Genomic DNA, 26,389 nt, shown 5'->3' with positions numbered 1-26,389 from the left:
GCTGGTGATCTCCCGGAGGTCCGTGATCCCCTCGGCTGCCCAGGCGTTCAGGACCGGGGCCTATTCGCGTGATCCGTTCTGCTGCTTCACCACCGGCCAGGATCTGGCGACGTTCTTCGACTGTCACCGGCTGGCGTTCGCGCACTTCGGCGGGGTGCCGATGAGCATCGTCTACGACCGCACCAAGACGGTCGTGCGCCGGCACGTTGCTCCCGGTGAGGCGGTCCCGCTGCACCCGGAAGCGGTCGCCTTCGCGGGGCATTACGACTTCGACGTCGACGTGCTGGCCGCCTACCGGCCCCAGGGCAAAGGACGGGTCGAGCGCCAGGTCGGCATCGTCCGGGACCATGTGCTCGCCGGGCGGGCTTTTTCCTCCATCGAGGAGATCAACGCGGCCTTCGCCGCCTGGGTGCCACTGCGGCGAGCGAAGGTCCATGGCACCCACGGCGAGGTCATCGGGCACCGGGCCGTGCGCGATCACACGGCTCTACGGCCGCTGCCGACAACTCCGTATCTGGTCACGCAGCGGCATCTGCGGCATGTCGGCAAAGACTGCCTGGTCGCCTTCGACGCGAACCTCTACTCGGTCCCCGCCCGCAAGATCCGCCCTCGCCAGCTGGTCGAGGTCCGGGCGACGAAGTCCCAGGTCACACTGCACTCCACCATCGCCGACCGGGACGGTCAGACGATGCTCGCCGTCCATCCGAGGGCAGTCGGCCGAGGCGCCCGCATCGTGGACGAGACCCACTGGGACGGCCTCGCCGAGGAGGCGGCAGCTGCGGTCGGCGTATCCCAGGCGGCGGGTTGCAGGTGGTTCTGTCACGGTGGCGGCATGCCACCAATGGATCTTGCTCCGCAGTCCGGCCGGTACCTGTCCTTTCACGAGCGTGAAGAGATCTCGATCCTCAAAGCGCAGGGCATCGGAGTCCGGGAGACCGCGCGACGTCTCGGCCGCGATCCATCGACGGTATCCCGGGAGCTGCGGCGCAACGCCGCGACCCGTGGCGGTCGGCTGGACTACCGGGCTTCGGTCGCGCAGTGGAAGGCCGACCTCGTGGCCCGGCGCCCGAAGACAGCGAAGCTGGCCGCGAACGACCGGCTGCGGGACTACGTGCAGGCAAGGCTGTCCGGCCAGGTCAGCCGCCCGGACGGGACGGTCCTGGGTCCGGAGAGCCCGCGGTGGAAGGGGAGGAACAAGCCGCACCGCGGCGACCGCCAATGGGTCATGGCGTGGAGTCCGGAGCAGATCGCTAACCGGCTGAAGGTCGACTTCCCCGATGATGAGTCCATGCGGATCAGCCATGAGGCGATCTACCAGGCCCTGTTCGTCGAAGGCCGTGGAGCGCTCAAGCGTGAGCTCGTTGCCTGCCTGCGCACCGGCAGAGCCCTGCGGGTGCCTCGTGCCCGGTCCAAGCGGAAGGCGTGGGCCCACGTCACGCCCGAGGTGTTGATCAGCGAACGGCCGGCCGAAGCCGACGACCGCGCCGTACCGGGACACTGGGAGGGCGACCTCCTGATCGGACTTGAGCGATCGGCGATTGGCACGCTGGTCGATCGCACGACCCGGTACACGGTGCTTGTCCACCTGCCCCGCCAGGACGGCTACGGCGTCGTTCCCCGTACCAAGAACGGGCCGCCGCTGGCCGGTTACGGCGCGGTGACGATGAAGGATGCGCTTGCGGCGACGATCGGCACCCTGCCCGAGCAACTATGGCGATCACTGACCTGGGACCGGGGCAAGGAGTTGTCGGCGCACGCCCAGTTCACGATCGAGACCGGCGTCCCGGTCTACTTCGCCGATCCGCACAGCCCCTGGCAGCGCGGTGTCGGCGTACAAGTGAACGTGGCCCTGGCAAGATTTCCGTGAAGCTGGGGTGTGCCACCGTGCGCCGGTGACGCTCCGTCACAGGACGCGGCATTGTCGGCGAGTGTGATGACCTCGTACGGATCGTGTCTCCGCATCTCGATGCGGTGCGGGTGGAACGGGTGTGGGCGGCGGGCGGCGTGGTCCGTATCGCAGCCTGCACCCGGGAGTTGACGGTGGCGTGTCCGGACTGCGGCCGCGGTTCCGCGCGGGTGCACAGTCGCTATAGCCGCACGCTGGCCGATGTTGCTGTCGGCGGCCGTCCGGTCGTTATCGGGCTGTCGGTACGGCGACTGTTCTGCGACGGCCCGGGCTGTGGTCGGCGGACGTTCACCGAGCAGGTGGAGGGGCTGACGGTGCGCTATCAGCGCCGCAGCCCGCTGCTGCAGCACCTGGTGCAGATGGCCGGGGTGCTGCTCGCCGGCCGCGGCGGCGCCCGGCTTCTGCAGATCCTGAAGGTGCCGCTGTCGCGGACGAGCGTGCTGTTCCACTTGATGCGCTTGCCACTTCCGGCGGCAGCGACTCCGCGGGTACTAGTAGGGCTCCGTTAGGTTGCTCTGGCTCTTGGGTTGTGGCTGGTGGTGGATGTTTTGGGCAGGGGGCGGTGGCAGGTGGTGCAGGTGCCGCTCCAGCAGTTCAGCAGGTCCTGGATGGCGTCGAGGGTCTGGTAGAGGGTGAGTCCGCTGTACCGGCTTTTGGGGCCAGACGCTGTTCGGTGAGGAACGCGTGGGCGGCGGTGACCAGGGAGACGTGGTGGTGCCAGCCGGTCCAGGAGCGGCCCTCGAAGTGGTCCAGGCCGAGGCCGTGCTTGAGTTCGCGGTAGTCGTGCTCGATGCGCCAGCGGATCTTCGCCAGGCGGACCAGTTCGGCGAGGGAGAGCGTGTCGGGCAGGTTGGACAGCCAGTAGTCGGTGGGCGCCTCGGCGCCTTCGGGCCATTCGACCAGCAGTGTGACCTCGGGCAGGACACCGTCCCAGCAGTTTTCGTCTGTGGCGGCGGCCTGGGCGAGGCGTCGGGATTTGACCCCGGCCGGCCGCACCCGCAGGGACAGGAAATGCGAGCGCATCGGTCCGCGGGAGCCTTCCCGCCAGGTCACCTCGGTGAAGGCCTGCCGCCCGTGGCCGGTCGCCAGCGCCGCCACCGAGGACGGCTTGTCGCGGTAGCGGGGCTGGGGCTTGCGGCCGTTGCCCGACCAGGGCGGCGCGAAAGGCTCGGCATCGTGCGGATGGACGGTCACATCCGAGCGGATGGCCGCGACATAGCCGATGCCCCGGCCGTCCAGGCCGTCGCGGAAGTCGGCGTTCTGCCCGTAGCCGGCGTCGGCCACCACCACCGGCGGCACCAGCCCCCACCCGGCCAGCTCGTCGAAGATGTCCAGAGCCAGGCGCCACTTCTCCCGGTGCCCGACCTCTGGCGGTATCCCGGTCTTCTGCCGCCGTGGCGCGTCGTGCGCCCACTCCTGGGGCACGAACAACCGCCACTGCAGCGGGCAGGAGGCAGTGTCGGAGACCGCGTGCACGCTCACCGCGACCTGGCAGTTGGCCTGCTTGCCCAGCGCCCCGCAGTACTGGTGCGCGACCGCGACCGACATCTTGCCGTCCTTGGGGAACGACACGTCATCGACCGCCCAGGCATCCGGGCCGATCTGCGCCACCATCCGCTCCGCGATCCGCCGCCGCACCGGCACCGGATCCCAGGTCGACTGGTTCACGAACTGCTGCAGGTTCTGCTCGTTGCCATCCGGCAGCCGCTCTGCCATCGGCTGGATCGACTTACGCCGTCCGTCCAGCATCAGCCCCCGCAGATAGCAGTCGCCCTTCGCCCGCTGGTCCTTACGCGGCACCGACGCGAACACGTCAGCCACGAATAATGCCAACGTCGCCCGAGCACGGTTCACTTCATGTGCATCCACACCTTCAACATGCCCCCAAACAGGACCGCGAGACAGACCTAACGGAGCCCTACTAGTGCTGGGTTCCTCTTTCGCTGGGTATATGTCCTGGTGGCGGGGTAGTTGACGATGCTCGGGGGCGGGTGCTGGACGATGGTTTTACGGGCACGACCGGGGCGGGACGAGGACGAACGGGCCGTCGTTCGCCGATTGTCGCGGGCACGGAAGGCTCCCCGCGATGCAGTGATGCGGGCCCGGATGATCGAGCTGAGCTGGTCGGGACTACGGGTGCCGGCGATCGCTGGAGAACTGGACTGCAGCCAGAAAACGGTCCGGTGCTGGCTGCACCGCTTCAACCGCTCAGGCCTGCAAGGGCTGGATGATCTGGGCGGGCAGGGCCGCAAGCGACGGATCACCGAGGAGGAACGATCGCGGATCATCTCCCTGGTCAAGACCGTGCCGCCGGGGCGGCTGCGGTGGGAGCCCGTCGGGGAGCTATGGGCCTTCGACGAGTCCGGGCCACCTGAGTGGACCCTGGATTCTCTGGCCGCGGCAGCGCGGGCCGAGGGGGTCGAGGTGGGCCGCTCACAGGTCCGCCGTATCCTGCTCGCCGAGGGCGTGCGCTGGCGCCGCACCCGGTCCTGGACAAGGTCGAAGGACCCGGACTTCGTCCCAAAAGGACAAGGATCATCGGCCTCTACACCCACCCGCCCGACGACGCGACGGTGATCTGCGCCGACGAGCTGGGGCCAGTGATCCCGCGGACCTTCCCGCCCGCACCCGCCTGGTCACCCGATGGGCACCGGATCAAAGCGGAACTCGACTACAGCCGCGGACCCGAGAAGACCTGGGTCTACGGGGCCTTACGCGTCCGGGACGGCCAGCAGATCACCATGACCGCTTCCTCCCGCAACAGCGTCTTCTACCAGCAGTTCCTGCAACAGATCGAAGACGCCAACCCGACCGGCGAGCTCTGGATCGTCACCGACAATCTGTCCAGTCACAACAGCCTGTCCACCCGGACCTGGCTCGAAGACCATCCCCGCATCCACCACGCCTTCATCCCTGTCGGCGCGTGCTGGCTCAACCTGCAGGAAGGCTGGTGGCGCATCTTCCGCAAAGCCGCCCTCGCCGGCCGGTCATTCGCCAACCCCGACGACATCGAACACGCCACTGCCCTTGCAACCAGCCAGCTCAACTCCCGTGCCAACCCCTGGATCTGGGGCAGACCCGCACCACCAACCCGCCGACTACGGCGCCGATATGTGTACACCGTTTGAGGAACCCAGCACTAGGGAGCGCGGCTGTGCCATACCCGGGGGCTGCTGATTTGTCTGTTGGGCTGCCGCCCGCGCGTCGGCGCGGGCGGCACGGGGGGAGTTCGGGTGGCTGTTCGGCGTGCGCGCCTTGTTTCGGTCGGTTTCGCGGGTGCGGTACTGGCGGGGTTGCTGTCGACGGTATCGGTGGTGTCTCCGATACAGGCAGCCGCGGCTTCTGACGATCCGACGCCAGTGGTGCCGTCGCAGTCTCTGGGGTCGGTCCCGGCGCAGCAGACTGAGGAGGTCGGCAAGGCGCTCCCCGCTCCGAAGTGGCCGAGCGCGGCCGAGGCAACGGTCGATCTGTCGGAGGCGGCTGCCGGAGAGCCGGGGACGGTGTCGCCCGAACCATCCGCGTCGGCTTCGGGCGGTGTCGGTGACGGTGAGAGCACGCAGGTCGGCGAGGTTGTGGAAGTTGCTCCGGTTGCGGAGGATCTGGGCACCGAAGCCCAGCTGAGTTTGTCCCGGCTGGCCGACGAGAGCACTCCTTCCCCAAGCCCGAGCGTTTCGGACGGCTCCGAACCGAGCACGCCCCCTACGGCTGAGGCAAGTCCCTCGCCGGAGCCTTCAGAGTCCGCTTCGGATGAGCCCATCCAGGACCCGGTGTCTCCGGACCAGGTCGAGGTGCGGGTTCTGGACCGCGAGGCCGTGGCCCCGGCCGGCGGTATCGGCCTGGGGCTGCAGGTCTCCCGGACCGATGGCGTCGATGCCCCGGGGCAGGTGCAGGTTGACATCGACTATTCGGGCTTCAAGTACGCCTACGGCGCTGACTTCGCCTCCCGGCTGAGGTTGGTGAAGGTGCCCGCGTGTGCACTGCAGACGCCGGATGCCGAGAGCTGCGCAGACCGCGAGTTTGTGCCGGTGGACAACGACACGGACTCCGGCACCCTGACCGCTACCGTGACGGCGGCTGCCGACACGGGCTCCGCGGGTGCTTCAGCGCAGCTGATGCGGGAGGCGGGCTCCAGCAGCGCCAGTGTGTACGCGGTGACCTCCAGCTCGTCCTCGGACGCGGGGGATTACCGGGCGTCGACACTGTCGCCGACGGGTTCGTGGGAGGTGTCCACAGGGTCGGGCTCGTTCAACTACAGCGTGCCGATCCAGGTGCCGGCGCCGCCGATGGGCTCGGCGCCGTCGCTGGCGATGTCGTACGACTCGCAGTCGGTGGACGGCCGTACCTCTGCTTCCAACAATCAGGCGTCCTGGTCCGGTATGGGCTGGGATCTGAACGTCGGCTTCATCGAGCGCCGTTACCGCAACTGCACCGAGGACGGCCTGCCCACGATCGGTGACATGTGCTGGGACTCGCCAAACTCGGCTAAGGAGCCGGACGGAGCGGCCTACGTCATCAGCCTCAACGGCACCACCTCGGAGCTGATCCAGGACAACAACGGCAGCGGCGCCTACCACCTCAAGAACGACCCGGGCTGGCGTGTGCAGCGTCTGTTCGACGGGCACGGCGCGGGCCGCAACGGCGAGTACTGGGTGATCTCGACCCAGGACGGTCAGCGCTACTACTTCGGCTGGGGCCGCTCGGAGCGCACCAGTACGGCGACCGCGTCCGTGTTCACCGTCCCCGTCGTCGGCAACGACGCGGGCGAGCCGTGCCACGACCAGTTCCCCGAGCCCTGCACGCAGGCCTGGCGCTGGAACCTGGACCGGGCGGTCGACGCCAACGAGGTCGAGACTATGTACTTCTACGACAAGGAGTACAACCACTACCGCTCGGTCGCCAACACCGACAAGGCCCGCGAGTACGTCTCATCCGGCTATGTGAAGGAGATCCAGTACGGCTGGTCCTCGCAGATCACCGACGGCAAGGTCCCGGCGAAGGTCGAACTCAGCCACGTTAACCGGTGCATCGAGCGGGTCCAGGAGAACGACCCCCTGCGCGACGAGCCCGCCGCCTGCCCGGCCTTCGACGACAAACCAGGCTCATACCCCGACGTGCCGGTCGACCTGATGTGCGACGGCACGTCGGCGGACTACAACTGCGCGGGCAAGACGTACTTCCCCACGTTCTTCTCCACGGACATGCTGTGGGACATCAAGACGTACGTCAGCGACCAGGACGGCACCGGCTGGGACCTGGTGCAGCAATACCAGAACAAGTACGGGATGCCCAACCCGGACGGCACGATCGGCAAGACCCTCTGGCTCGACTACATCCAGCGCAAGACGTACGGCGACGGCGACGACATCGTCTTGCCGGTCATCAACTTCAACCGCACCGACCTGGACAACAAGGTCGGCTCCGCCGAGCTGAACTTCCCCCGCATCAAGGAGATCCACGGCGACCTCGGCGCCACCACCACGGTCTCCTACGGTTTCGCCAATGCCTGCGATATCGACCACCTGCCTGCTCAGGCCTCCAACACCCAGGACTGCTACTGGCAGAAGTGGACCCCGGAAGGCGAGACGGACTCGAAGACCGGATGGTTCAAGAAGTTCCTGGTCACCCAGGTCCAAGTCGACCCGACAGTGACGACGAACCAGGACGGCGCGCCGGTGATGACAACCTCGTACACCTACGAGGACGGCGCCGGCTGGCATTTCACCAACGATCCACTGATCAAGGACGAGGACGAGTCCTGGACCGACTGGCGCGGCTACCAGGAAGTCCAGGTCACCACCGGCGCGGGCGCCGGCCAGAAGACCAAGAAGTCCTGGCTGTACCGAGGCCTGTCGGGGGACCGTACGTCCAAGGCGGACGCGTCGGCGACGAAGACGGTCACGGTCGACGACGGCGACGGCAACAACTACACCGACGACTCCTGGCTGTCCGGCCGCATCCTGTCCACATCGCTGCGGGACGACACCGGCACCTCTCACGAGCGCACCTACCACAAGTACTGGGACCACAACACCGCCCAGTACGACGGACTGCCCGACGCCCGCTTCGTCCGCGAGAAGGAAACCACCACCAACACCAAGGTCAGCAGCGGCTGGCGCGAACACACGGTGGAAACCGAGTACGACGACACCGAGGGCGCCTCCACCACATTCGGCCTGCCGATGCGCACCGACGACTGGGGCCAGAGCAGCGTCTCCGACAACCGCTGCACCACCTACGGTCGCGCCTACAACACCGACAACTACGACTCCACCGGCGCCCAGCGGTGGACCGTGCTCCAGGACCAGGTCAAGCACTACTCGGTCGGTTGCTCCAGCATCGCCGACAGCAAGCAGGACGGCTACGCGTCGACGCTGTACGACAACGCCACCAGCGTTGACGCCAACAAGCCCGTCGACGGCAACCCGACCGAGTCCCGTACCTATACAAAGTCGGGCAGCTATCGCTCCACGTGGTCCGGCTACGACGACGCGGGGCGTGTGATGTGGAGCGAGGACGGAAGCCACAACCGCACCCTCACGAAGTACAGCCCGGCCAACACCTGGCCGTTGAACGGCGTCATCGTCACCACTCCCGACCCCGATGGGGCTCTGCCCGCCCACACCGCGCTCACGTCCACAGCATGGACATCCCGGTTCTGGGGCAAGCCGACCTCGATTCAGGACGCCAACGGCAACGTCACCAAAATGAGCCTGGACGCGGCGGGCCGTCTGGTGGAGGTGTGGAGGCCAACCGAAACCGGCAGCTCACCGTCGATGAAGTTCAGCTACACCATCCCCACCTCCACTAACAGCGCTGGAGTGCCCGACGCGGTCGACGGCTACCCGCACGTCGCCACGCACGTCCTGCAGTCCGGCACGACATACCTGTCCTCACACGCCTATGTGGATGGCCTGGGCCGTGCCCGGGAGACGCAGACCCCCATGGGGAACGGCGTCGATGCGGCCACGGGCAACGAGGTGCCCAACCGGCAGGTCTCGGTCACCCGCTACGACTCGGCCGGCAACGTGACCGGCACCTCGGCGGTCTTCCGCAACCAGGGCACGGCGGGCTCCGGTGGACCTTCCAGCGCCAAGGTCGAGGACCTTCCGTCCTACACGGACCTGGTACTCGACTGGGCGGGCCGTGCCATCACCTCACGGCTCCAGGTCAATGGCGCCTCGCAGGATGCAGGCCGCGTGGACACGACCTACGACGGCGACTTCACCAGCGTCAAGAACAAGGTCGACGCTGCCGCCGACACATACACCGATGTCTACGGACAGGTGTCCAAGGTCGTCGAACACACCGGCAGCGCCACCTACACGACCGCGTACACGTACACGGCCAAAGACGAACTGATCAAGATCACTGACCCTCGAGGAAACGACACCTCCTACACCTACGACTGGGCTGGTCAGCGCACCGCCACGGACGACTCTGATGCCGGGGTCAGCTCCACCGAGTACGACAAGAACGGCCAGATCAGCAAGATCACCAGCAATGGCGGAAAGACTGTCCTGGACTACGGCTACGATGCCCTCGGCCGTAAGACGGCGGTCCGTAGCGGCGACACCGAACTCGCCGCCTGGACGTGGGACGGCCTGAACATCACTGGCGGCAAAGGCCAGATCACCTCGACCACCAGCCGTGACACGAACGGCAACACCTACACCACCAAGACCGGCGAGTTCGACGTCCGCGGCCGCCCACTGAAGACGACCGTCACCATCCCCGACACCGTGAAGGGTCTCGCCGGTAGCTACACGACCGGTTTCACCTACGACGCGGCCGACCACGTCACCTCGGTGGCCTACCCGGCAGCCGGTGGGCTCCCCGCGGAGACCGTCAACGCGACGTACGACGGCTATGGTCGCCCTCTGCGCCTGCAATCCGCGCTGCAGACATACATCCGCTCCACCGGCTACGACGCCTACGACCGCCTGACGGACCGGTCCTACGGAGTCGACTCCGTCCTCCCCGGCATCGGAGCAGCGGCACAGCGCACCTACAGCTACGACGACAGCAACGGAACCCGCGAACTGAAGAGCGTGGCAACGACCACGACCCTCAACAAGGTAGTCAGCGAGCGGCAGAAGGACACCTACACCTACGACCTCGCCGGCAAACTGACCGAGCTGCGCGAGCAGGCCAGTGGCCAGACCGCCCAGTCGCAGTGCTTCCTTTACGACGACCAGGCCCGCCTGACCAACGCCTACACCCACACCACCACGGGCATCTGCGCCGACAAGACCAAGACCGCCTCCGACTTCAAGGGCACCGCCCCCTACCAGACCGCATACACCTACGACCGTCTCGGCAACCTCCAGTCGATCACCAACACTGACTCGGCCGGCACCGCCACCCTGCACGACTACCTCTACCCCGGCTACGACGACACCGGCACCTGGACGACCGCCAACGCCAACCAACCCCACGGTGTCCGCAAGATCGACCACAAGACCGGCAGCACCACCACCAAGTCGGACCAGCTCTACTACTTCGACGACGGCACAATGAAGCAGCGCGTCGAGCCGGGCATCACCACCGACTACACCTGGACCCCGCAGGGACAGCTGGAAGCAGTCAAGACCACCAAGTCCAGCGGCAGCGAACTCACCCGCTACGCCTACGACGCCGACGGCAACATCCTCGTCCGCACCACCCCGCAGGAAACCGTCGCCTCCATCGACGGCATGGAACTGCGCACCACCAACGGCACCACCGTCACCGCGACCCGTGTCTACGCGAGCGGTACAGCAACGGTCGCCATGCGCACCACTGAGGGCACCACGGCCACCAACGGCAAGGTCACCTACCTGATGGCCGACACCCAGGCGTCTACCCAACTCGCCGTCGACGCATCGACCGGAGCCTCGACCCGCCGCCGCTACACCCCCTTCGGCGACGAACGCAGCGGCACCCTGCCCACCGGCACCGACAACGGATTCCTGGGCAAGACCGAGGACACCAGCACCGGCCTCTCCCTCCTCGGCGCCCGCGCCTACGACCCCAACCTGGGCCGATTCCTCAGCCCGGACCCCCTGGCCACGCCGTATGCCCCGCAGAACCTCAACGCCTACTCGTACGCGACCAACAACCCCATCTCCTACAGCGATCCATCCGGTCTGTGCCGCCGCGACATCTGCGGTGACGGTTACCCTGTCGCCGGCGACGGGGAGCGTGCCGGTTACACGGGCCAGCACCCGGGAGAGCACGCCTGCACTTCGTGCAACAGCGGGAATGGCGGTTATCTGCTGGCTGGCGTCGTTCCATCGGACTGGGATAAGGCGCAAGAGTTCTACGACCGAGTCGCGGAAATCATCGTCAGCTGGCCGGCTGGTTGGACCGACTGGAACTACAAGCCACACGAGGACCCCCTCGCCGACCTTCGCGTCGGGCAGGTTGTGTACAACGCGTGTGAGGACGTCGGGGGTTGTCCTGATGGCATCGACCCGCAACGAGACATGCTCAATGCTGCCGTAGCCATTGAGCTGCCCGGAACCAACGGACGGGGCAGCTCCAAGAAGGCGGCAGGCCCTTGCAAGTGCTTCCTGGCTGGTACTGACATCCTCATGGCGGACGGATCGACCAAGGACATCGAGGAGGTGGAACTCGGAGACAAGGTCCAGGCCACCGACCCCAAAACCGGCGAAACCGGACCTCGCGAGGTTACCCGTCTCATCACCACTACGGGCGACAAGCACTTCAACAAACTCTCCATCGCCACGGAAGACGGCGCCGAGGAATTGACGGCGACCCATGAACACCCCTTCTGGTCGCCATCCGAGAGTGCCTGGATTACAGCTGGGAGCCTTGAACCGGGCATGACCTTGCTCACCGATGACGGTGACACCGTCATCGTCACGGGCAACCGGGCATTTACCCAGCACGCCACCACGTACAACCTCACAGTCAATGATCTGCACACGTACTATGCACTCGCCGGTACCACGCCAGTCCTGGTCCATAATTCCAGTTGCTCGACCAATGCCCAGATTTTGGGTGACAACATGACGGCCGCAGGTACCATTCGGCCGGCCGAGACGGCGGCGCATCACATTGTGGCAAGTGCATCTCCCAAGGCTGCGTCTGCACGGGCGAAATTGGCTAGCGTCGGAATTGATATAAATGATGCGGACAATGGAGTATTCTTGCCGCGCGGATCGGCATCGCCAAATCTGACTGGTGCGTCTGTGCACTCAAGGATTCACACAAATAACTACTATGGCTATGTAAACGACATGATGTCGGGAGTGAGGACTGCCAATGAGGCCAGAGATGTTCTAAATCATATTAGAAATCAGCTGAACGCAGGCTACTGGCCGTAGAGCAACCGCCTACCCAGCCGTCGCCCTGTCGCCATCGAGCCGCAATAATGGCTCGCGGCGGCGGGGCTGCTGCTGTAATGGCTTCGAGACTAGAGGAAGGTAAGGGTGAAGCATGTCCGCGAGGCAGTCGCTTGAGTCTGCTGTTGATGTAGCACGAGACCTGCTCAGTCTGTCTGCAGAAGGGACTGCAGTGCCGACTGTGGCCGAGCTGCACGAGGCGGTCCGGCGGTTCGCACTAGTCGAGTTCGACGTCCCGGATTCCCCGGATTCCGACGGGTTCCTTTTCCAGTATGGCAAGGTGAACTGGCTTCCGGAGCCAACTTTCGTCGTAGGATTCGTGCGCCAGCTTGCTGTTGCTGATGTGAAGGGCGAGCATGAGTGCTACTCCCAAGTCCTGCTCGAATATCGTTACGCGATGGATCCGAACCTTGGCTTGATCGGCGGACATGAGGATTGGTGGTTCCGAGATGGTCCGAAATCTTTCGAGGAGTGGATTCGCTCGGTAGAGGGCGACCCTATCTGGGGACTGGTGAGCGGGAAGAATCCATACGGATTTGAAGCCTCACAGGATCAGGTATGAGTTGAATCGCTTGCGGATTTTGCCTGGCCTGGCAGCAGCGGCGCTACTGTCCTCTTTGGTGAGCGTAGATGGCCATATCTTTTCGATTTCGTAGGTGCGCATAAATTGCCTCAGGAGCTCCGCTGGATCTGTCTCCAGCGGGGCTCCTGAGGCGTCTGACGGCAGTAGTTGACGGCAACGTCAGTGGACGGGTGCTGCACAAAGTGGGGGTCCGTCACCGTCGTCGGGTCGGATGGCGGTCTCGTCGGGGTTGCGAAGGGCGTTGCCGAGGAGGTCGATGGCGTCGCGCTGGAGGCGGAGTCGGAGGTGGGCGTACACCGTGGCGGTGACGCCGATGTGGGCGTGTCCGAGGAGTTCCTTGATCACGACGAGGTCGACGCCCTGTTCCAGGAGCAGGGTCGCGGTCGAGTGGCGGAGGTTGTGGAAGCGGATGCGTCGGAGTCCGGCTCGGCCGAAGGTTGGCGCGTACGCGCGGTCGGCCAGGGATACGACCACCAACTGGCCGCCTTGGCCCGCGCCTTCGGCGTCGACATCGTCGGCTGACCTCTCACCCGCCCTCCGCCGGGCAGTGCCCTGCACGGCATCGGGCCCACCGCGCCGAGATCCTGCGGGATGACGGGGCCTGCGGCATCGACCCCCGCCCCGTCGTCCCGCGCACCCTGCCCGCCACCGCGAGCATTCACCGGGCCCTTCCCCGGCACACCCTGGACGGCGCCTCGATCCGCGCCGCCCTGCTCGACGCGGTTGCCGTCTTCACCCTCCAGCTGCGCCGCCGCGACCATGCGGCCCGCGACCTGACCCCGACCCTGCGTTCGCCGGATGCTGGGCGAAGATCAGGGCTTATCGGCTGCCTGGCGGCTTCGGCCAGGGTGCTCCCGTGGCAGCCGCGTCCAGGAGGTCACCGAGGCGCAGCCAGGCGGTCGGTCCGGAGTTGGTTGCCGGGCAGGTCGCGAACCGGTTCCACGCGGCCTGGTCGGTGCCCAGGGCATCGCGTACCGCGGCGACCACCGACGGATGCGCGCTCCCGTAGCGATCCCCCCGGGCGTGCAGCGCCGGCCAGGCTGGTAGAGCGCGTACAAGGGCCGCTGGGTGTTCGGCCTGGCCAGGACCAGACGGGCCCAGGCTTCGCGCCATGTCGGTGCACCGCCGAGGTTCTCGCGCAGGCCCTCGGCGAGAGGGAGCAGCACGGTGTCCGGAGGGTGTGACGCCGCAGCACCCTATCGAAGTCGGCCTCGGACCTGTGTCCGCTCGCGGCGCAGGCGAGGAGAGCCTTTTCTACGAGGGAGTCGTCGCCGGTGTGCCGGTCCCGGTAATCGCTCAGCGCTTGTGCCGGGACGCCTGCCAGTTCGCGCACGGTCACTTTGTCCGGGGCGCCGAGCGCGGTGCGGCGGCGGTTCACACCGACGGGCGGCGGAGGATCGGCGAGGACGCGCTCGACGCATCGCGGCCCGGGCCGGCCCGCACATCATGCAGCTCACCCGGGCCGAGAGAGTGCTGCAGCTCATCGGGGCGCGTGTCTCATGGTCCCAGTGCGTGAGGGAGCCGGACTCGACTGTCCGCGCCTCAGTTTTGCTCCTCGAAGAGTGCGCTGTCGGCAGAGCGGAGAGACTGCTGGCAAGCTCGGCGATCTCGGCTTCGGACAGGCGCCGGGTGGTCTCGGCGAACCGCTCGCGGGCCTGCCGGAGTTTCGCGTGATACCGGATCTCCATTTCGCTCATGGCCTGGGCCACCAGCGCGGTGCAGGCTTCGAGGTGTGTGCCCCAGAAGCCGTCGGGCTCTGTCGACAGAGCTTTCAGGAGCGCGTTGATGTGCTCGATGCCCGCGGCCAGGAGTTCGCGGCACTCGGTTACGGGCTGGCCCCACCCCATGTGGGTGATGCCGTTGCGCGACTCCCTCAGTTCCTTGAGCTTGGCAGGCCCCTTGTGCCCGGGGCCGAGGAGCTGGGCTGCCCTGAGGATGGCGCCCTCGCCGCCGATGGTCTTGAGCCCGGCGCGGCCCTTCTTCGTCTTGTCCTCGTTCCCGCTCAGGACCAGCAGGTCGTCGACGCTCGGTTGCTTCTCCGACGCGAGGAGCACGGGAGCGATGGACGCCAGGTATGCCTTGGACGCGTGTTCCACCGCGACCGCCATGTGGTGCACGGCGAAGTCCTGGTCGATGGGCTCCTCCAGGTACGCGTCGACCGCCGTGCGCGCCCACTTCCGGGCCGATATCAGCAGGTGCTCGTGGATCGATTTGTGCGACATGCGCATCAAGGTAGAGGGGCGGCGTGCGGGCGCACTGCGAATTTGCCTGCTGGCCAAGGTGAAGGGGTGGGGTGGAATCGTGTCCGGGTGTCGCTCATCATCATGGGATGGGGGGCCAGATGGACACGGCGCGGTTGCGGAGTCTGATCGACGGCGTGCTCCTCACGCAGTACAGGCGCTACACCGAGAAGGAACTGCCGGCGCTGTGCGAGCGCCTCGGCCTTCCCTCGCCCAGCGCGGGCGACACCAAGCACAAGCGCCTGGTAGCCAGCCTGAAAGCCTGCCCCGACGACCGCCTGCCAGATGTCGCCGAGGCGGTTCTTGAGCAGGAGGAGTTGGACCAGGCCGAACGAATGGCGCTGCTGGCCAGCGACACCAAGATCGCTCGACTGGCTGCTCCCCGGGCGCCGCGTGTCGTACGGCGCCCAAAGAAGAAGTAGGTGGGTGGGCTCCATTACCGGAGCCCACCCACCCCTTACACCCAGTCCATGCTGGCTTCGCGAGCGAGGCGAGTTGGTCGCCGGTGAGCTTGCCGCTCCGGGTTTTGGTTCCGCAGACTGATCACCGCTCGCCTCCCGCCTGGCCGACCGCCTCCGGACTGTCCTGCGGCGCCGGCTTCTCGGACCGTGGTTGCTGGAGCGGCGAGTTCTGCTGTCTGCGGCGCCGGCGGAGTTCGCGCTGCGCCTGAGCGCGGGCGCACTCGCGAGTGCAGTACTTAATGCCGCTGGTGCGGTTCTGCCCATACTCGGCGCGGCCGCGCTGGCGTACGAAATTCCGGCGGCAGGTCTCGTTGGCGCACTCGCGGATCGTGGCGTCTTCGGCAAGGTGGTTGTAGAGCTGCAGGAACGCCACCGAGAGGATGGTGGGGTAGCGGTCGTCCAGGCCGCCGATGCCGATGCTGAACCGTCCCAGCGCGGCGTTCAGCTCACTCTTCAAGTGCATGATCCTGAACTCCAGGGCGAGCTCACGCAGATGCTCCAGGTCACGCGGCCACACCTCCTCCTGCTCACTGTTCTCGGCCCGCCACTGCACCAGTTCGACGAGCGCGTCCAGCCCTCCCTCGCGTCGCAGGGCCAGCCAAGCAACCCGACCCCGACAGCGGCCTGTACACGCGCCGCGTCTTCTTCCTCCTCCCGCACGACCGCGACAGCCTCCCCAGCGGCCTGTACCGCGAAGGCGCCCCCGGCGAAGCCGTGGACCCCCACACCATCGAGGTGAAGAAAGTGAGCGAGAAGACCCCACGCTCGCAGAGCGGGCCCGCCGCCATCACCGGCTCCCGTTCCTGACGGTGACGGCGGCCAACTGTTCGCGCAGCGCCGTCGGCTGGAGTGCGACCGCAACCGCGGCTGCCCCGACAAGGCGCCTCCGAGGCGGCCCAACCGGCCCCGGAAGCACTCGTGTTCCGCAGGAACTGATCAGCGATCATCAGCGTCGAGCGGAGGGGCACACCGCCCGCATGGGTGCCCCGCTTGTGGCCCCTGGAGGGAGAGCTGAGTCTGGTCGGCGCCTACAAGGGCGGGCGCAGGTCCTCGAACGGATCGAACCCCAGCTGCTCAATCACCCGCAGGCGCGTGGATTCCTTGGGCCGCCACTGCTGGCCGGCCGGGTACATGAGGTTCAGCGCGTCGGCCGGGGGCGCGAGCAGATAGTCGGCCCTGGGGCAGTCGGTGAGGTGCGGGCATTCCTCCAAGAGCCGGTTGCAGTAAGCGCACAGCAGTCCCCGCACCCGACCTGTCTGGTGGTCATGGTCGACCATCGCCCCGGGGTACAGGCCGCACAGATGGCAGTCGGGGCCGAGCGCGTCGACCAGCGCGGCACGCAGGCGCCGGACGGATGCCGTACGGGCCGGGCGGGGAGGCCACAGGTGCAGCAGCTCGTACGCGCCGCCGGGGCAGCGCTCGGGCCGGTCGACGCTGCCCGGGTCCACGCCCGGGCCGCTCGCCCGCACCGGCCACTCGACGATGAGGGAGCCCCAGACCGACGTGCCGTCATCGCGGCCGCCTCTCCACTCCTGCGGCCCGTCCCACCGCTCGACCCACCCGCAGTGCTGACGGTGGCCCCAGGCGCCGGTGGCCTCGGCCTGCCCGCACAGCATCAGGCCCGCACGCTCGAGGTGGAACCGGCCGTCGTCACCGGGCACCGCGACGGTCCTGCCCGGCGGCCCCGGCGGGGGAGAGGGCAGGCAGCAGGGTTCCTTCGCGGCGTCGAAGACCAAGTGCTCGACGAACGCCACCCCCTCGTGCGCCCAGCGCCACAGCAACTGCGCGCGTCGGTATGGGGGCAGTTCGTCGAGGCTGGCCATGGAGTGATCCTCGCCCACAGCACTGACAGCCGGGCCCGCACGCCTGCGGCAGCTGCACGAGCCGAGAGGGCCGAAGAGGGGGTTGCCTTCTGCGCGGGGAGTGCGGGGACGGGCTGGTCTCGGCGAGACCAGGCGGAGTGCGAGCAGTTCCTGGAGGGCGTGATGGGGATCTCTGAAATCTCAGGTAGCCCCATCACCGTGAAGCGTGGCATTTGCTGAACTGCCCGACATCCCGGGGGCATTGCTGCGAACATCGGTCTTGTTCCTGGGCGAGCGAAATCAGGTGAGGCAGAGCGTGACCAGCGTCTACACGGAGTTGACCAAGGAAGCCGGGAAGCGAGGCGGGCCCGCAGCACTGCGGGCCTTCTACCGCATGCAGGGGGCCCTAATCGGCCGCGCGCAGGGCATCGCCATGGGCCGCGCGCAGGGCCTCCTCATCGGCCGCGCGCAGGGCGCCATCGTCGCCGCGAGTGTGAGCATCGCCGGGACCCAGCTCTACAACAGGGTGCGCGGCCGCGGGTGCGATTCCACCGCCGTGCCCACGCCCATGCCAGCCGGGGAGAACGGCGCCGGCGCCGAAGTTCCGACGCAGGGCCAAGAGGACGACGCGTAAGCGCGCGACAGATTGAGGCGACGGTCGGCGTCCGGTCAGGCTCGGGCGCCGAAGGCGGGGACATGCTCCACGTTCACGTCCTCGCGTAGCCGCACGAAGACCGCCATGCCGCACACGGCAACTTCCGCGCCTGGGCCCAGCTGACCGCCCACGTCCGCACCGCACTGGCCCGCACAGAACGCCCCCTGGTGGACCAGGAAGTGCTGCGCTGGGTCTTCAGCCGCCCACGTCCGCACCGCACCGGCTCCACACGCACAGCCCGGCGGGCACACCCGATCCTGCCTCAACAGCCGCAGCCGCCGTACTGCCTTGCCTACAGCTCGAACTTGAGGTCGACGAGGTCGGTGAGTTTCACTTCGAGGCTCTGGGCGCGGCGGCCGTTGTCGCGGAAGTAGACCTCGCCGAGCGCTTCGGCGGCGATCTGGCGGAGGTCGTCCTCGTCGGTGCCGTCCTGCTGGGCCTGGAGGAGGCGGGCGGCGTGGTGGGACGAACTGCACGTAGTGCTGCTGAGAAAGCTGCGGGCCGCGAAGAAGCTGGACTGGTCGCGGGCGGTGATCGACTCTCGCACACCGAGAGGCGTGACGCGTGAGCGAGCGGTGTATGCAGCGCTTCGGCCGGGAACTGCCAGCCGAAGCGCTGCAAGCGAGTCGACCACCTCCCACCGGTAGCCCGCAGCGTGGAGTATCAGCAGTGCGTGCACACCCCAGAGCCGCCCACGACTTCGCTTGGTACGTCGCGCGGTCGCAGGTTGGATGACTGGCGGGCTACGCCGTGACTACTTTGGGAGCCATCCGTCCAGTGACACCTGGGCTCCTCCGGACAGATAGTGGTGGAGGGCGCTGGCGGTGGTGTCCACGCACTCCTCGGGGATGGCGTCGGCGTCAACCCAGCGAACCTGGGAGTGCTTGCGTGGTTCGCGGTTTTCGGGTTCGCCGGTCCATTCGTGGGTGGCGAAGACGACGGTCAGAAAGCCGTTGGGAGCCTCGACGCCCCAGGAGCCGTGGATGATGTGGGCGACCATGAGGGCCTCCGGCTTCACGGTCAGGCCGGTCTCTTCGTGCAACTCGCGTACAGCGGTTTCGGTGATGGGCTCGCCGGGTTCGCTCTTGCCGACGGGGAGGTCCCACATGCCCTGGGCGAATTTGGCGTTCTCGCTGCGCTGGAGCAGGACGACGCGGTTGGTGGCCTGGTCGTGGACGATGACGGCGGCGACCAGCAGGGTCATGGATTCGAGGGCGGGCGGCAGGGCGTTGGGCAGGTCGTCCGTTGTCCGCTGAGCCACGTCTGGTGTCCCTTCGTCGGCCGGTTGATGGGCAGCTTAGGCCAGCGCTTGTCGTGCGCGGCGGGCGAGTTCGACGGCTCCGGGCACCTTGCGGCGCTGGTAGACAGAGAGAGGGGAGCGGAGCGAGGTGATCGCCTTGCGGGTGCGGTCGGAGGTCATGCCTTCCATGAGGGTGAGGGCTTGCGACCAGGCGGCGACGGCCTCGTCGGCGCGGGCCTGGGCGGCGAGGCTGTCGCCGAGGTCGGCGTAGGTGAGGGCGTGGACGCGCTTGTACTTCTTTAGGTCCCAGCGGATCAGGGCGTCGCGGTGCTGTTGTTCGGTGCCAGCGTGGTCGGCGAGGTCGGCGAGGTCGGTGAGGGTGCGGGCGGTGTGGCTGGCTACGCTGCCGGCTGCGGGGCCGCTGACGCGGGAGTAGCTGGGCTGGGGGACGTCGTCGCGCAGGAGGGCGTCTTCGGCGGCGAGCAGGGCGCGGGCGGCTGCGGACTTCTCGTCGGTCACGGCGTAGGCGCGGGCGTGGGTGATGTAGAGCAGGGCTTCGGTCTGGCCGTCGACGTGGCCGAGGCCGCGGGTGAGGGCGCCTTCGACGAGGTCGACGCAGTGGTGGGGCTGTTTGAGGCTGAGGGCCTGGTGGGCGAGGGCGCGCATCATCCAGGCGGCGTGGCCGTGCGGGTCGGCTTCGCAGGCGAGTTGGTAGCCGACCTGGTAGTAGCGCTGGGCGGCGCCTTCCTGGCCGAGGTCGTGGTGTTTCCAGCCTGCCAGGTAGGCGAGTTCGGCCACGGCGCCGAACGCCGCCTGGCGTATGGCTTCGCTCGGGAAGCGACCTCGGAGGATAGGCGGTGACGGTGGTCAGGCCGTGGCCGCCGCCGAGGCGTTCGTCGGCCGCGCTGAAGGCTGCAGTGATCTGGCGTACGACGTCCACGTCCTCCGCGCCGACTACAGATGTGCCGGTGCGGGCGCGGAGCATGCGGGCGGTGGCCTCGTGATCGTGAGCGAGCGGCATGGCGACGCCGGCGGTACTGAAGGCGGCCACCGCGAGGAACCTGCGGCGCTCGACATCGGCGCGGCCCAGGTCGGTGGCCGCCAGGACGGGATCTCGCTCATCGGGCTCATCGGCATCTGACACACTCAGGCCAACGCCACCCACAACACCCCCGAGATCAAGGCGTGGCTGGTCAAGCACCCCCGTTTCCATCTCCACTTCACCCCGACCGGCTCCTCCTGGATCAACCAGGTGGAGCGGTGGTTCGGCCTGCTGACCGACAAACTCATCCGCCGCGGCGTCCACACCTCCGTGAAAGCGCTGGAGGACGACATCAGGGCCTGGATCGACTCGTGGAACGAGAACCCCAGGCCCTTCACCTGGACCAAGACTGCCGACGAGATCCTCAAGTCCCTCACCGACTACCTCAGTAAGGTAACTCCGCCAGCCACCGAGAACCAGCAAGGAACTTAAGACCGTGACTTCCGGCGCATCACACTAGGCCGGCGTGGGCGGCGGCTTGCGAGGGGCGCCCGCCGTCCGTCGCGCCGAAGAGGCCCTGACCCACGGGCCCGATCCACTCCATCTCGCCAAGGTGTTGGAGGTCGGCGATGGCCGTGCGGATCGCGCCGCGGCTGACGCCGTGGTCGCGCGCGAGGGCGGCGATTGAGCGGCCTTCCAGGTATGCGGTGCGCACGGTCTCGGCTTTCGCGGCCGCCACGGCGGGGCGGCGTCCGCCCTTGCTGCCCTTGGCCTCGGCGGCGCGTAGCCCGTCATAGGTCAGCTCGCGCTGGAGGTCGCGCTGAAGTCCGCCGGCGGCGGCGAGGGTTTGCCCCATGACAGCAGCTCGCCGGTGCGCGGGTGGCGGGCGGTGAGGTCGATGGCGGAGAACCCGCCGTCGTGGATCTCGAAACTGATCCGCTCGATCTTGCGGAACCGGCTCGTCCGGAGACGTCATTCGGCAACACTAAAGAGGTCATCTCATTTGGCGAGTCTGCGGTAGCAGATGAGGGTGCGGGCCGGGCTGGTGAAGGCGAGGAAGCGTTCGGCCTTGCGTTCGTCGCGGCGGTGGAGTCGGCGGTAGCCGGCGAGCCAGGCCATGGTCGTTCTATGGTCCAGCGGTGGCGTCCGAGCCGCTGCGAGGACTCGATTCCCCTGCGGGCGATGCGGTGGCGGATGCCGCGCTGGCGCAACCTCGCGGGCGCACCTTCTGGTGCTGCCGTACATCCTCGCCCGGGCCGCGACCGGCAGTCAGGCCGGAGGCGGACCGGGCCGCGGCCGGTACTCGGCACCTCGGTGCAGGGTGACTGCCGACGGCCCGCCACGGTGGTCATGGACGGAGCGCGGGCCCGGTCAGAACACGTCGGTGGTCCACAGGAGGTGCATATCCCATGCGATGTCCAGGGATTCCTTCGCTCCCTGATACCACGCACGTTGCGCGGTGTCGTCCGGCACGGTGTGAAGGGCCGCGAGTACATCGGCCGGCATCCATGCTCCACCCCAGTGGCCCAGCCAGGTCCCAGGCGTCTCGGCGGGTTCCGGGGTTCGCGGTATGGCGTAGCCCTCGCTCCGGAGAATCTCCAGAGCGGTATCCCGTTGATTCCTCATCAGATGCTGCGGGGAGAAGATCCCGTAGGCATCCAGACTGATTCTGCTCCCGTTCAGGTAGGCCTCCCATGCCGCCTCCGCCGTGGGCTGATCGCGCCAATCGACCACGGGGATCTCCACGGAGGGCCGCGCCGCCCACGGGCCGCCGGTACGCGCGCGCACCTCCTGCGGTGCGGATCCCACCACGACGAATGCGAGTTCGTGGCACGGGACATGGAGCTCGATGCTCTGTCCCGTCCCGCTGTCCCAGCTGGTCGTCATTCCCGCCGCGATCCGGACGATGTACTCGCCATCGTCAAGCCCCTCATGCGCGTCGAAGAGAGCGCCCTCGAGTATCTCGGCCGGCACGCCGTCCCAGTTGAAGAACCTCCGGATCGGAGGGCCCCCCGTCGCAGAAACGATCTCGAAGTCGTAGTTGCCCGGGCTGCCCAGGTCGCGGCCGAGTGCGTAGGACGAAACCCGACAAGCAATACCGTCTTTCACCACATACGTCTTCCGGGCCAGACCGCAGGTGATGAACTTGCGACCCTCAGACGTAGGAACTCTCACCTCCAAGCGCGTCTGCATCAGGTGCAGGCCGTCCTGAGACACCGTCTCCACCCAGTCGGTGTGGATCCTCCCGTTGGTCATGCTGCTCTCCCTGCCGTTCGGTGCGAGTGGATTCGATGTCCGGCCGCGGGCAGGGCCCGATGCCGCCCGGCTCGGAGGTGGGCGATCACGGCGTGCCGGACGTCGGTCTCCGGGGTGAGGGACAACGCGACGGTGGCCTTGCCGCTGCTCAAGGCACATCTACGGGCTCGTAGAGCACGTCGGTTCTGAGTATTGTTTTCGTACCCTCAAGAAGCGGGGCCGAGTCGTGAAGCGTCCGATGCCAGAAGAGGAGCGCATCGCCCGGTTCTGGGCGGTGGGCACTCACTATTTCCTCAGGCTTCGCGAGCCGCGGCCAGTCAGAGAAGTCACGTTGCGCAAAGGGAAGATCGTTCTGCTTATCGGCGATGAACCGCGTTTCTCCGCCCACGGCCTCATACGACAGGTAGACGACGACCGTCAGGAGAGTGCGCCTTCCGTCTGGGGCGAAATAGGGCGAATCGTAGTGCGGGACAATGAATCCGCCGTGTTCGTACGTGATGAAGCGCATACGCGGATTGACGGCCACCGGCCTCCAGGGCCTTCCGTCCGAATCCGTCGGATCGTCCGATCCCACTTCAAGCGATAGAAGCGTCCGCAGCCTGCGGTAGAATTCTGCCGCCAGGGATGTGGATTCGGCCGTGGCGCGGAGATGAGCGACCGGATCTCCCTCTGCATAGTTGGCGGCAATGCCGTCTCGGCCCACCGGGGCAAAGCACTGGGCGGCCAGTTCGGTCGCGAATGCCTCCACTTCGGCCGGAGTGAGGAAATGGCGAATCACCTTGGCGTTGGCCTTTGGGATCTCTGATTCGATCGGGGTCCATGAGTCATCGGCAGATATTCGGCTCAGCGCTTCTTCGGAGAGCTCAAAGGGATTTACCGGCATTTCAAACATGATCACTTCTCCGTGCTGAGGCCGTCGCCGATCCCAACATGGCCGTGGGCCCCACAGCCCGGAACGGCCGCGGGCAGCGCATTGAGGTGGACGGCGGGACCGCGGGCCACGTACTTGTGCGCTTCGAGTCCGTGGAGGGACTCGAAGCCCCTGGAGTCAATGCCTGCAGGGAGCGGGGACCACTGGGCGGTTATCGTCATGATGACGATATTAGGTCGGGGTGAGCCCACAAAGCAAGCAGGACGTACCCAACGCGGCGGAGAGGGCCGGGAGACGGGGGGGACCGGCTCAGGGGACTACCGAGGCGAGGTAGTCCCACGCGGCGCTGGGCTGCTCCGTACCGCAGCGGCTGACGCCATCGAGGGCGTCGACCTTGCCGGGCACCGACCAGGTGCGAGTTCCCTCCGCGGGCGCCCTTCGCGCGCTAGGGTCGTAATGCCCGCAGGGCCATGGGAGTTGAAAGAGGCGCCATGCTGGACGAGTTGGTATCGGCGGCAGCGGCGGCGGGCGGATCTGCAGTGGTCCAGGCAGCGGGGACTGACCTGTGGAACGGTTTTCGGGGCCGGGTCGCCGAGTGGTTCGGACGTGGGGACGCGGTGCGGGAGAGCCGTGAGCTGGAGCGGCTGGACCGCAGCGCGTCCGAACTGTCGACGGCCGGCCAGGACGAGGTGGAGCGGCTCCGGGTGCGGCACGAGGCCGTCTGGCAGAGCCGGATCGAGACCCTGCTGGAGGACCTGGACGGGGTCGAGCGCGACCAGGCGGTGGCGGAGCTCAGCAAACTCATGGCCCAGGCCCGCCCATAGCCCGGCCCCGCGGACGCCGGCCCCGCCGAAGTGTCCGGCAACACGTGCAACGGCCCCGCCGCCTTCCAGATCGGCGGCGAGCAGCACGTCCACTTCACTTCCGGCTCCCAACCTCCTTAGGAATCATCTCATTTGGCCAGCCGGCGGTAGCAGATGAGGGTGCAGGCGAGGCTGGTGAAGGCGAGGAAGTGCTCGGCTTTGCGTTCGTAGCGGCGGTGGAGTCGTCGGCAGCCGGCGAGCCAGGACATGGTCCTTTCGACGACCCATCGGTCGCGGCCGAGCCGTTGTGAGGACTCGATGCCTCTGCGGGCGATGCGGTGTTTGATACCGCGTCCGCGTAACCATCGTCGCAGGTGGGCATAGTCGTAGCCCTTGTCCGCGTGGAGCTTGCCGGGCTTGCGTCGCCGGCGTCCACGACGGGAACGGATGGGCGGTATGCCGCGGACAAGGGGCTTGAGGGCCTGGCTGTCGTGCAGCTTGGCGCCCGAGATTGCGACGGACAAGGGCAGACCGGTCCGCTCGGTGATCAAGTGGATCTTCGAGCCGTACTTACCCCGATCGACAGGATTCGGACCTGTCAGATCCCCGTTACCGTCTTCGTGGCCTCGTAATGAGGCTCCCGGCCTTCGGCCCACAGGTCTCGCCTGGGGCCGGTGTTGGGCTGCATGAGGGCGTTGGTACTTGCGTCGCCGGCGGGCTGCCGGTGACACCGATGCCGGGCCCATCGGTTGGCTCGGTATACGTCGGCGGCGGTTCCACGGAGGGAATACCCGGGTCCCCAGCCGCCGCACCACCGTTGTCCTGGCTGCCGACGGATCCGCTCCCGCCGCCTTGACCGCTGACAGATCCTCCGCCGTCGTTCTGGCCGCTGACAGATCCTCCGCCACCATTTTGACCGGGGACCGTCGCTGCGGACGAAGTCACTCCCGGTGTCCGCACACCGTCAGGCAAATTCCCGCCAGGTGGCCCGCCCGAAGTACCGCACCCCGCGACTCCGAAGCCCAGGACCACCACCATGGCAGCCGCCGTAGCGGTCCCGCCCCTGATCACGACAGCCGGGCACACCTGCATCCGTGCCCCCTCACAACGGACAATCCTTCACGGCGTGTAAGCCCAGGATTCCATCGGATTCGGGCACTGGCCACATCCGGGCGAAATTACCGAAGCAGGCGCACCAAAGTGCTACGGTGCGCCGCTCCTTAACGTGGTCAACGTCTCGCGATCGAGGGTGCCGCGATCGGTCCATGTGAGCCTGGCGACGCAATGGCGACGCCGGTCTTCGACCTCAACCCGCCGGTCAGCACGTGATCCACACCGACGGTCCGGTAGGTAGGGAGTACGGCGAGGCCGAAGGCCTTGCCTCCTGCTACCGGCGCTGCCTTGAGGTCGCGGATGAACTGGGCGCCAAGACCATCGCCTTTCTATCGATGCACTCGCCTGGACCGCCCGTGACCAAAAGCTGACCTCCGACGAGCGCCGCGACGAGCTCACCACGGAGATGAAGAAGCTCGTCGTTAGCAAGTAGAACGCCCGCACGGGTGCGGGCAGGCCGCATGACTTGCGCGGCATCTCGGGGTAGCAGTCCATCCGTTGGGGCTTCTGCAACGCCACAGGCATGGAAAGGCCCCGCCGCCATAGCGGCGGGGCCATGCACGTACTGTCGGCACTCAGAAGGTGGTGACGTTCCTGGTGTCGATGTGGATCAACTTCGCCGAGACGTTCCGGGTCTCCTCGACCGACTGGAGCCAGTTGTGGTTCTTCTCGGAGTACGTCCAGCCGCGCTTGGCGTAGGGCGTGGTCGCGTTCCGGTTGATCACCCCGAGCGGGTTCCAGTCGACGACACCCCACTCGGCGATCTCCGGATACTGCCCGTCTGCGATGTCGACGACGAGGGACAGGTGGTCGACCTCGCCGTCGTTCTGCCAGTCGTAGGCGATGATGTCCCCGGGCTCGGCCTCGGGTACCGCGTTGGCCCTGAACCTGTTGGCGTCCAGCGGGGTCGTCTGCGTGAGCGGATACCGGCGGTTGATGTAGTCCAACAGCGGCTGGGCCGCCGTCGCGGAAGCGGTGCCGGTCTTAGGCACGGCACGCAGGATGCCCGGGTGCCGGGCGACGTTGGTGTTCCAGTACGGCTTCGGGTCGGCCTGGCGCATCAGATCATCGTAAGGGCACGACCAGGGCCTCCAAGGGCGCACTGGCGAACATCGTTCTCCCGAAAGAAAA

19 protein-coding genes and 10 pseudogenes are annotated in these 26,389 nt (G+C 67.2%); 14 read left to right on the top strand and 15 right to left on the bottom strand.

Going from position 1 to position 26,389, the window contains the following annotated elements; translation table 11 throughout:
• Positions 1-58: 58 nt before the first annotated feature.
• The 3 genes and pseudogenes from GTY58_RS01555 to GTY58_RS01545 form a co-directional block, all read left to right on the top strand.
• Positions 59-760, top strand: a pseudogene (locus GTY58_RS01555) (IS21 family transposase); the annotation flags it as partial.
• 3 nt (positions 761-763) lie between these two features.
• Positions 764-1,825, top strand: a pseudogene (locus tag GTY58_RS01550) (IS30 family transposase); the annotation flags it as partial.
• A 125-nt stretch (positions 1,826-1,950) separates the two neighbouring features.
• Positions 1,951-2,415 carry a transposase family protein gene (locus GTY58_RS01545; protein WP_010981726.1) on the top strand — a complete coding sequence of 155 codons (465 nt, stop codon included), beginning with the start codon at positions 1,951-1,953 and terminating at the stop codon, positions 2,413-2,415.
• An 85-nt stretch (positions 2,416-2,500) separates the two neighbouring features.
• Here GTY58_RS01545 and GTY58_RS01540 read toward each other — a convergent pair whose 3' ends face one another.
• The gene (locus tag GTY58_RS01540; RefSeq protein ID WP_010981725.1) at positions 2,501-3,775 is read right to left on the bottom strand and encodes an IS701-like element ISSav4 family transposase; all 1,275 of its coding nucleotides are present in this window, start codon (positions 3,773-3,775) and stop codon (positions 2,501-2,503) included.
• 108 nt (positions 3,776-3,883) lie between these two features.
• Between GTY58_RS01540 and GTY58_RS01535 the strand changes: the two genes are divergently transcribed.
• The 4 genes from GTY58_RS01535 (at position 3,884) to GTY58_RS01520 (ending at position 12,814) form a co-directional block, all read left to right on the top strand.
• Entirely contained in the window at positions 3,884-4,483 is a 600-nt protein-coding gene (locus GTY58_RS01535) for a helix-turn-helix domain-containing protein (RefSeq protein WP_338059013.1), read from the top strand.
• Positions 4,480-5,034, top strand: a complete 555-nt coding sequence (locus GTY58_RS01530; protein WP_107082974.1) for a transposase — start codon at positions 4,480-4,482, stop codon at positions 5,032-5,034. Before GTY58_RS01535 ends, GTY58_RS01530 begins: the two co-directional genes overlap by 4 nt.
• Before the next feature lie 639 nt (positions 5,035-5,673).
• Complete coding sequence (locus tag GTY58_RS01525; protein ID WP_242432116.1) at positions 5,674-12,234, top strand: RHS repeat-associated core domain-containing protein; 6,561 nt, start codon at positions 5,674-5,676, stop codon at positions 12,232-12,234.
• A 199-nt stretch (positions 12,235-12,433) separates the two neighbouring features.
• Complete coding sequence (locus tag GTY58_RS01520) at positions 12,434-12,814, top strand: hypothetical protein (protein ID WP_137951544.1); 381 nt, start codon at positions 12,434-12,436, stop codon at positions 12,812-12,814.
• A 180-nt stretch (positions 12,815-12,994) separates the two neighbouring features.
• Here the strand turns inward: GTY58_RS01520 and GTY58_RS01515 are convergent.
• Both GTY58_RS01515 and GTY58_RS01510 read right to left on the bottom strand, forming a co-directional pair.
• A pseudogene (locus GTY58_RS01515) lies at positions 12,995-13,264 on the bottom strand (tyrosine-type recombinase/integrase); the annotation flags it as partial.
• Positions 13,265-14,031: 767 nt separating this feature from the next.
• On the bottom strand, positions 14,032-15,057 hold the full coding sequence (locus tag GTY58_RS01510) for a hypothetical protein (RefSeq protein ID WP_010981719.1): 1,026 nt from the start codon (positions 15,055-15,057) through the stop codon (positions 14,032-14,034).
• A gap of 107 nt (positions 15,058-15,164) precedes the next feature.
• Here GTY58_RS01510 and GTY58_RS01505 point away from each other — a divergent pair, with 107 nt between their 5' ends.
• Positions 15,165-15,497, top strand: a complete 333-nt coding sequence (locus tag GTY58_RS01505) for a hypothetical protein (protein ID WP_037652565.1) — start codon at positions 15,165-15,167, stop codon at positions 15,495-15,497.
• A gap of 121 nt (positions 15,498-15,618) precedes the next feature.
• On the opposite strand, the gene GTY58_RS01500 is transcribed toward GTY58_RS01505, so the two are convergent.
• Positions 15,619-16,089 carry a hypothetical protein gene (locus GTY58_RS01500; RefSeq protein WP_237528691.1) on the bottom strand — a complete coding sequence of 157 codons (471 nt, stop codon included), beginning with the start codon at positions 16,087-16,089 and terminating at the stop codon, positions 15,619-15,621.
• Between the two features lie 50 nt (positions 16,090-16,139).
• Here GTY58_RS01500 and GTY58_RS40105 point away from each other — a divergent pair.
• Positions 16,140-16,343, top strand: a pseudogene (locus tag GTY58_RS40105) (DUF6009 family protein); the annotation flags it as partial.
• A 221-nt stretch (positions 16,344-16,564) separates the two neighbouring features.
• Here the strand turns inward: GTY58_RS40105 and GTY58_RS01490 are convergent.
• Complete coding sequence (locus tag GTY58_RS01490) at positions 16,565-17,359, bottom strand: endonuclease domain-containing protein (protein ID WP_052082473.1); 795 nt, start codon at positions 17,357-17,359, stop codon at positions 16,565-16,567.
• 295 nt (positions 17,360-17,654) lie between these two features.
• Between GTY58_RS01490 and GTY58_RS01485 the strand changes: the two genes are divergently transcribed.
• Positions 17,655-17,972 (top strand): hypothetical protein, encoded by a 318-nt coding sequence (locus GTY58_RS01485; protein WP_137951545.1) that lies wholly within the window; start codon positions 17,655-17,657, stop codon positions 17,970-17,972.
• A 313-nt stretch (positions 17,973-18,285) separates the two neighbouring features.
• On the opposite strand, the pseudogene GTY58_RS01475 reads toward GTY58_RS01485, so the two are convergent.
• Positions 18,286-18,453, bottom strand: a pseudogene (locus tag GTY58_RS01475) (XRE family transcriptional regulator); the annotation flags it as partial.
• Between GTY58_RS01475 and GTY58_RS40100 the strand changes: the two are divergent.
• Positions 18,413-18,535, top strand: a pseudogene (locus GTY58_RS40100) (IS5/IS1182 family transposase); the annotation flags it as partial. The pseudogenes GTY58_RS01475 and GTY58_RS40100 sit on opposite strands and share 41 nt — an antisense overlap.
• Positions 18,536-18,747: 212 nt before the next feature.
• On the opposite strand, the gene GTY58_RS01470 reads toward GTY58_RS40100, so the two are convergent.
• Positions 18,748-19,254, bottom strand: a complete 507-nt coding sequence (locus tag GTY58_RS01470) for an NUDIX domain-containing protein (protein WP_010981712.1) — start codon at positions 19,252-19,254, stop codon at positions 18,748-18,750.
• A 36-nt stretch (positions 19,255-19,290) separates the two neighbouring features.
• A pseudogene (locus tag GTY58_RS01465) lies at positions 19,291-20,365 on the bottom strand (tetratricopeptide repeat protein); the annotation flags it as partial.
• A gap of 24 nt (positions 20,366-20,389) precedes the next feature.
• On the opposite strand from GTY58_RS01465, the pseudogene GTY58_RS01460 reads away from it, so the two are divergent.
• Positions 20,390-20,707 (top strand): annotated as a pseudogene (locus tag GTY58_RS01460) (IS630 family transposase); the annotation flags it as partial.
• Positions 20,708-20,726: 19 nt separating this feature from the next.
• On the opposite strand, the gene GTY58_RS01455 reads toward GTY58_RS01460, so the two are convergent.
• The 5 genes and pseudogenes from GTY58_RS01455 to GTY58_RS01435 form a co-directional block, all read right to left on the bottom strand.
• Positions 20,727-21,071 carry a DNA invertase/recombinase gene (locus GTY58_RS01455; RefSeq protein WP_010981709.1) on the bottom strand — a complete coding sequence of 115 codons (345 nt, stop codon included), beginning with the start codon at positions 21,069-21,071 and terminating at the stop codon, positions 20,727-20,729.
• A 143-nt stretch (positions 21,072-21,214) separates the two neighbouring features.
• Positions 21,215-21,426 (bottom strand): annotated as a pseudogene (locus GTY58_RS40095) (IS5/IS1182 family transposase); the annotation flags it as partial.
• Between the two features lie 160 nt (positions 21,427-21,586).
• Entirely contained in the window at positions 21,587-22,471 is an 885-nt protein-coding gene (locus tag GTY58_RS01445; RefSeq protein ID WP_107082973.1) for a hypothetical protein, read from the bottom strand.
• Positions 22,472-22,619: 148 nt separating this feature from the next.
• Positions 22,620-23,363 carry a 2OG-Fe(II) oxygenase gene (locus tag GTY58_RS01440; RefSeq protein ID WP_202497284.1) on the bottom strand — a complete coding sequence of 248 codons (744 nt, stop codon included), beginning with the start codon at positions 23,361-23,363 and terminating at the stop codon, positions 22,620-22,622.
• Between the two features lie 2 nt (positions 23,364-23,365).
• Entirely contained in the window at positions 23,366-23,563 is a 198-nt protein-coding gene (locus tag GTY58_RS01435) for a hypothetical protein (protein WP_137951546.1), read from the bottom strand.
• A 270-nt stretch (positions 23,564-23,833) separates the two neighbouring features.
• Here GTY58_RS01435 and GTY58_RS01430 point away from each other — a divergent pair, with 270 nt between their 5' ends.
• Positions 23,834-24,166, top strand: coding sequence for a hypothetical protein (locus tag GTY58_RS01430; protein WP_052082469.1), 333 nt, complete (start codon positions 23,834-23,836; stop codon positions 24,164-24,166).
• 128 nt (positions 24,167-24,294) lie between these two features.
• On the opposite strand, the gene GTY58_RS01425 is transcribed toward GTY58_RS01430, so the two are convergent.
• On the bottom strand, positions 24,295-24,891 hold the full coding sequence (locus tag GTY58_RS01425; protein WP_255253784.1) for an IS5 family transposase: 597 nt from the start codon (positions 24,889-24,891) through the stop codon (positions 24,295-24,297).
• A 511-nt stretch (positions 24,892-25,402) separates the two neighbouring features.
• On the opposite strand from GTY58_RS01425, the pseudogene GTY58_RS01420 reads away from it, so the two are divergent.
• A pseudogene (locus tag GTY58_RS01420) lies at positions 25,403-25,596 on the top strand (macro domain-containing protein); the annotation flags it as partial.
• A gap of 237 nt (positions 25,597-25,833) precedes the next feature.
• Here GTY58_RS01420 and GTY58_RS40090 read toward each other — a convergent pair.
• Positions 25,834-26,319: an amidase domain-containing protein gene (locus GTY58_RS40090; protein WP_037652554.1), complete on the bottom strand. Its 486-nt coding sequence runs from the start codon at positions 26,317-26,319 to the stop codon at positions 25,834-25,836.
• Positions 26,320-26,389: the final 70 nt, after the last annotated feature.

The organism is Streptomyces sp. SID5469, assembly GCF_009862865.1.
GTDB lineage: Bacteria > Actinomycetota > Actinomycetes > Streptomycetales > Streptomycetaceae > Streptomyces > Streptomyces avermitilis.
This window is presented reverse-complemented; position numbering and strand designations above follow the sequence as displayed.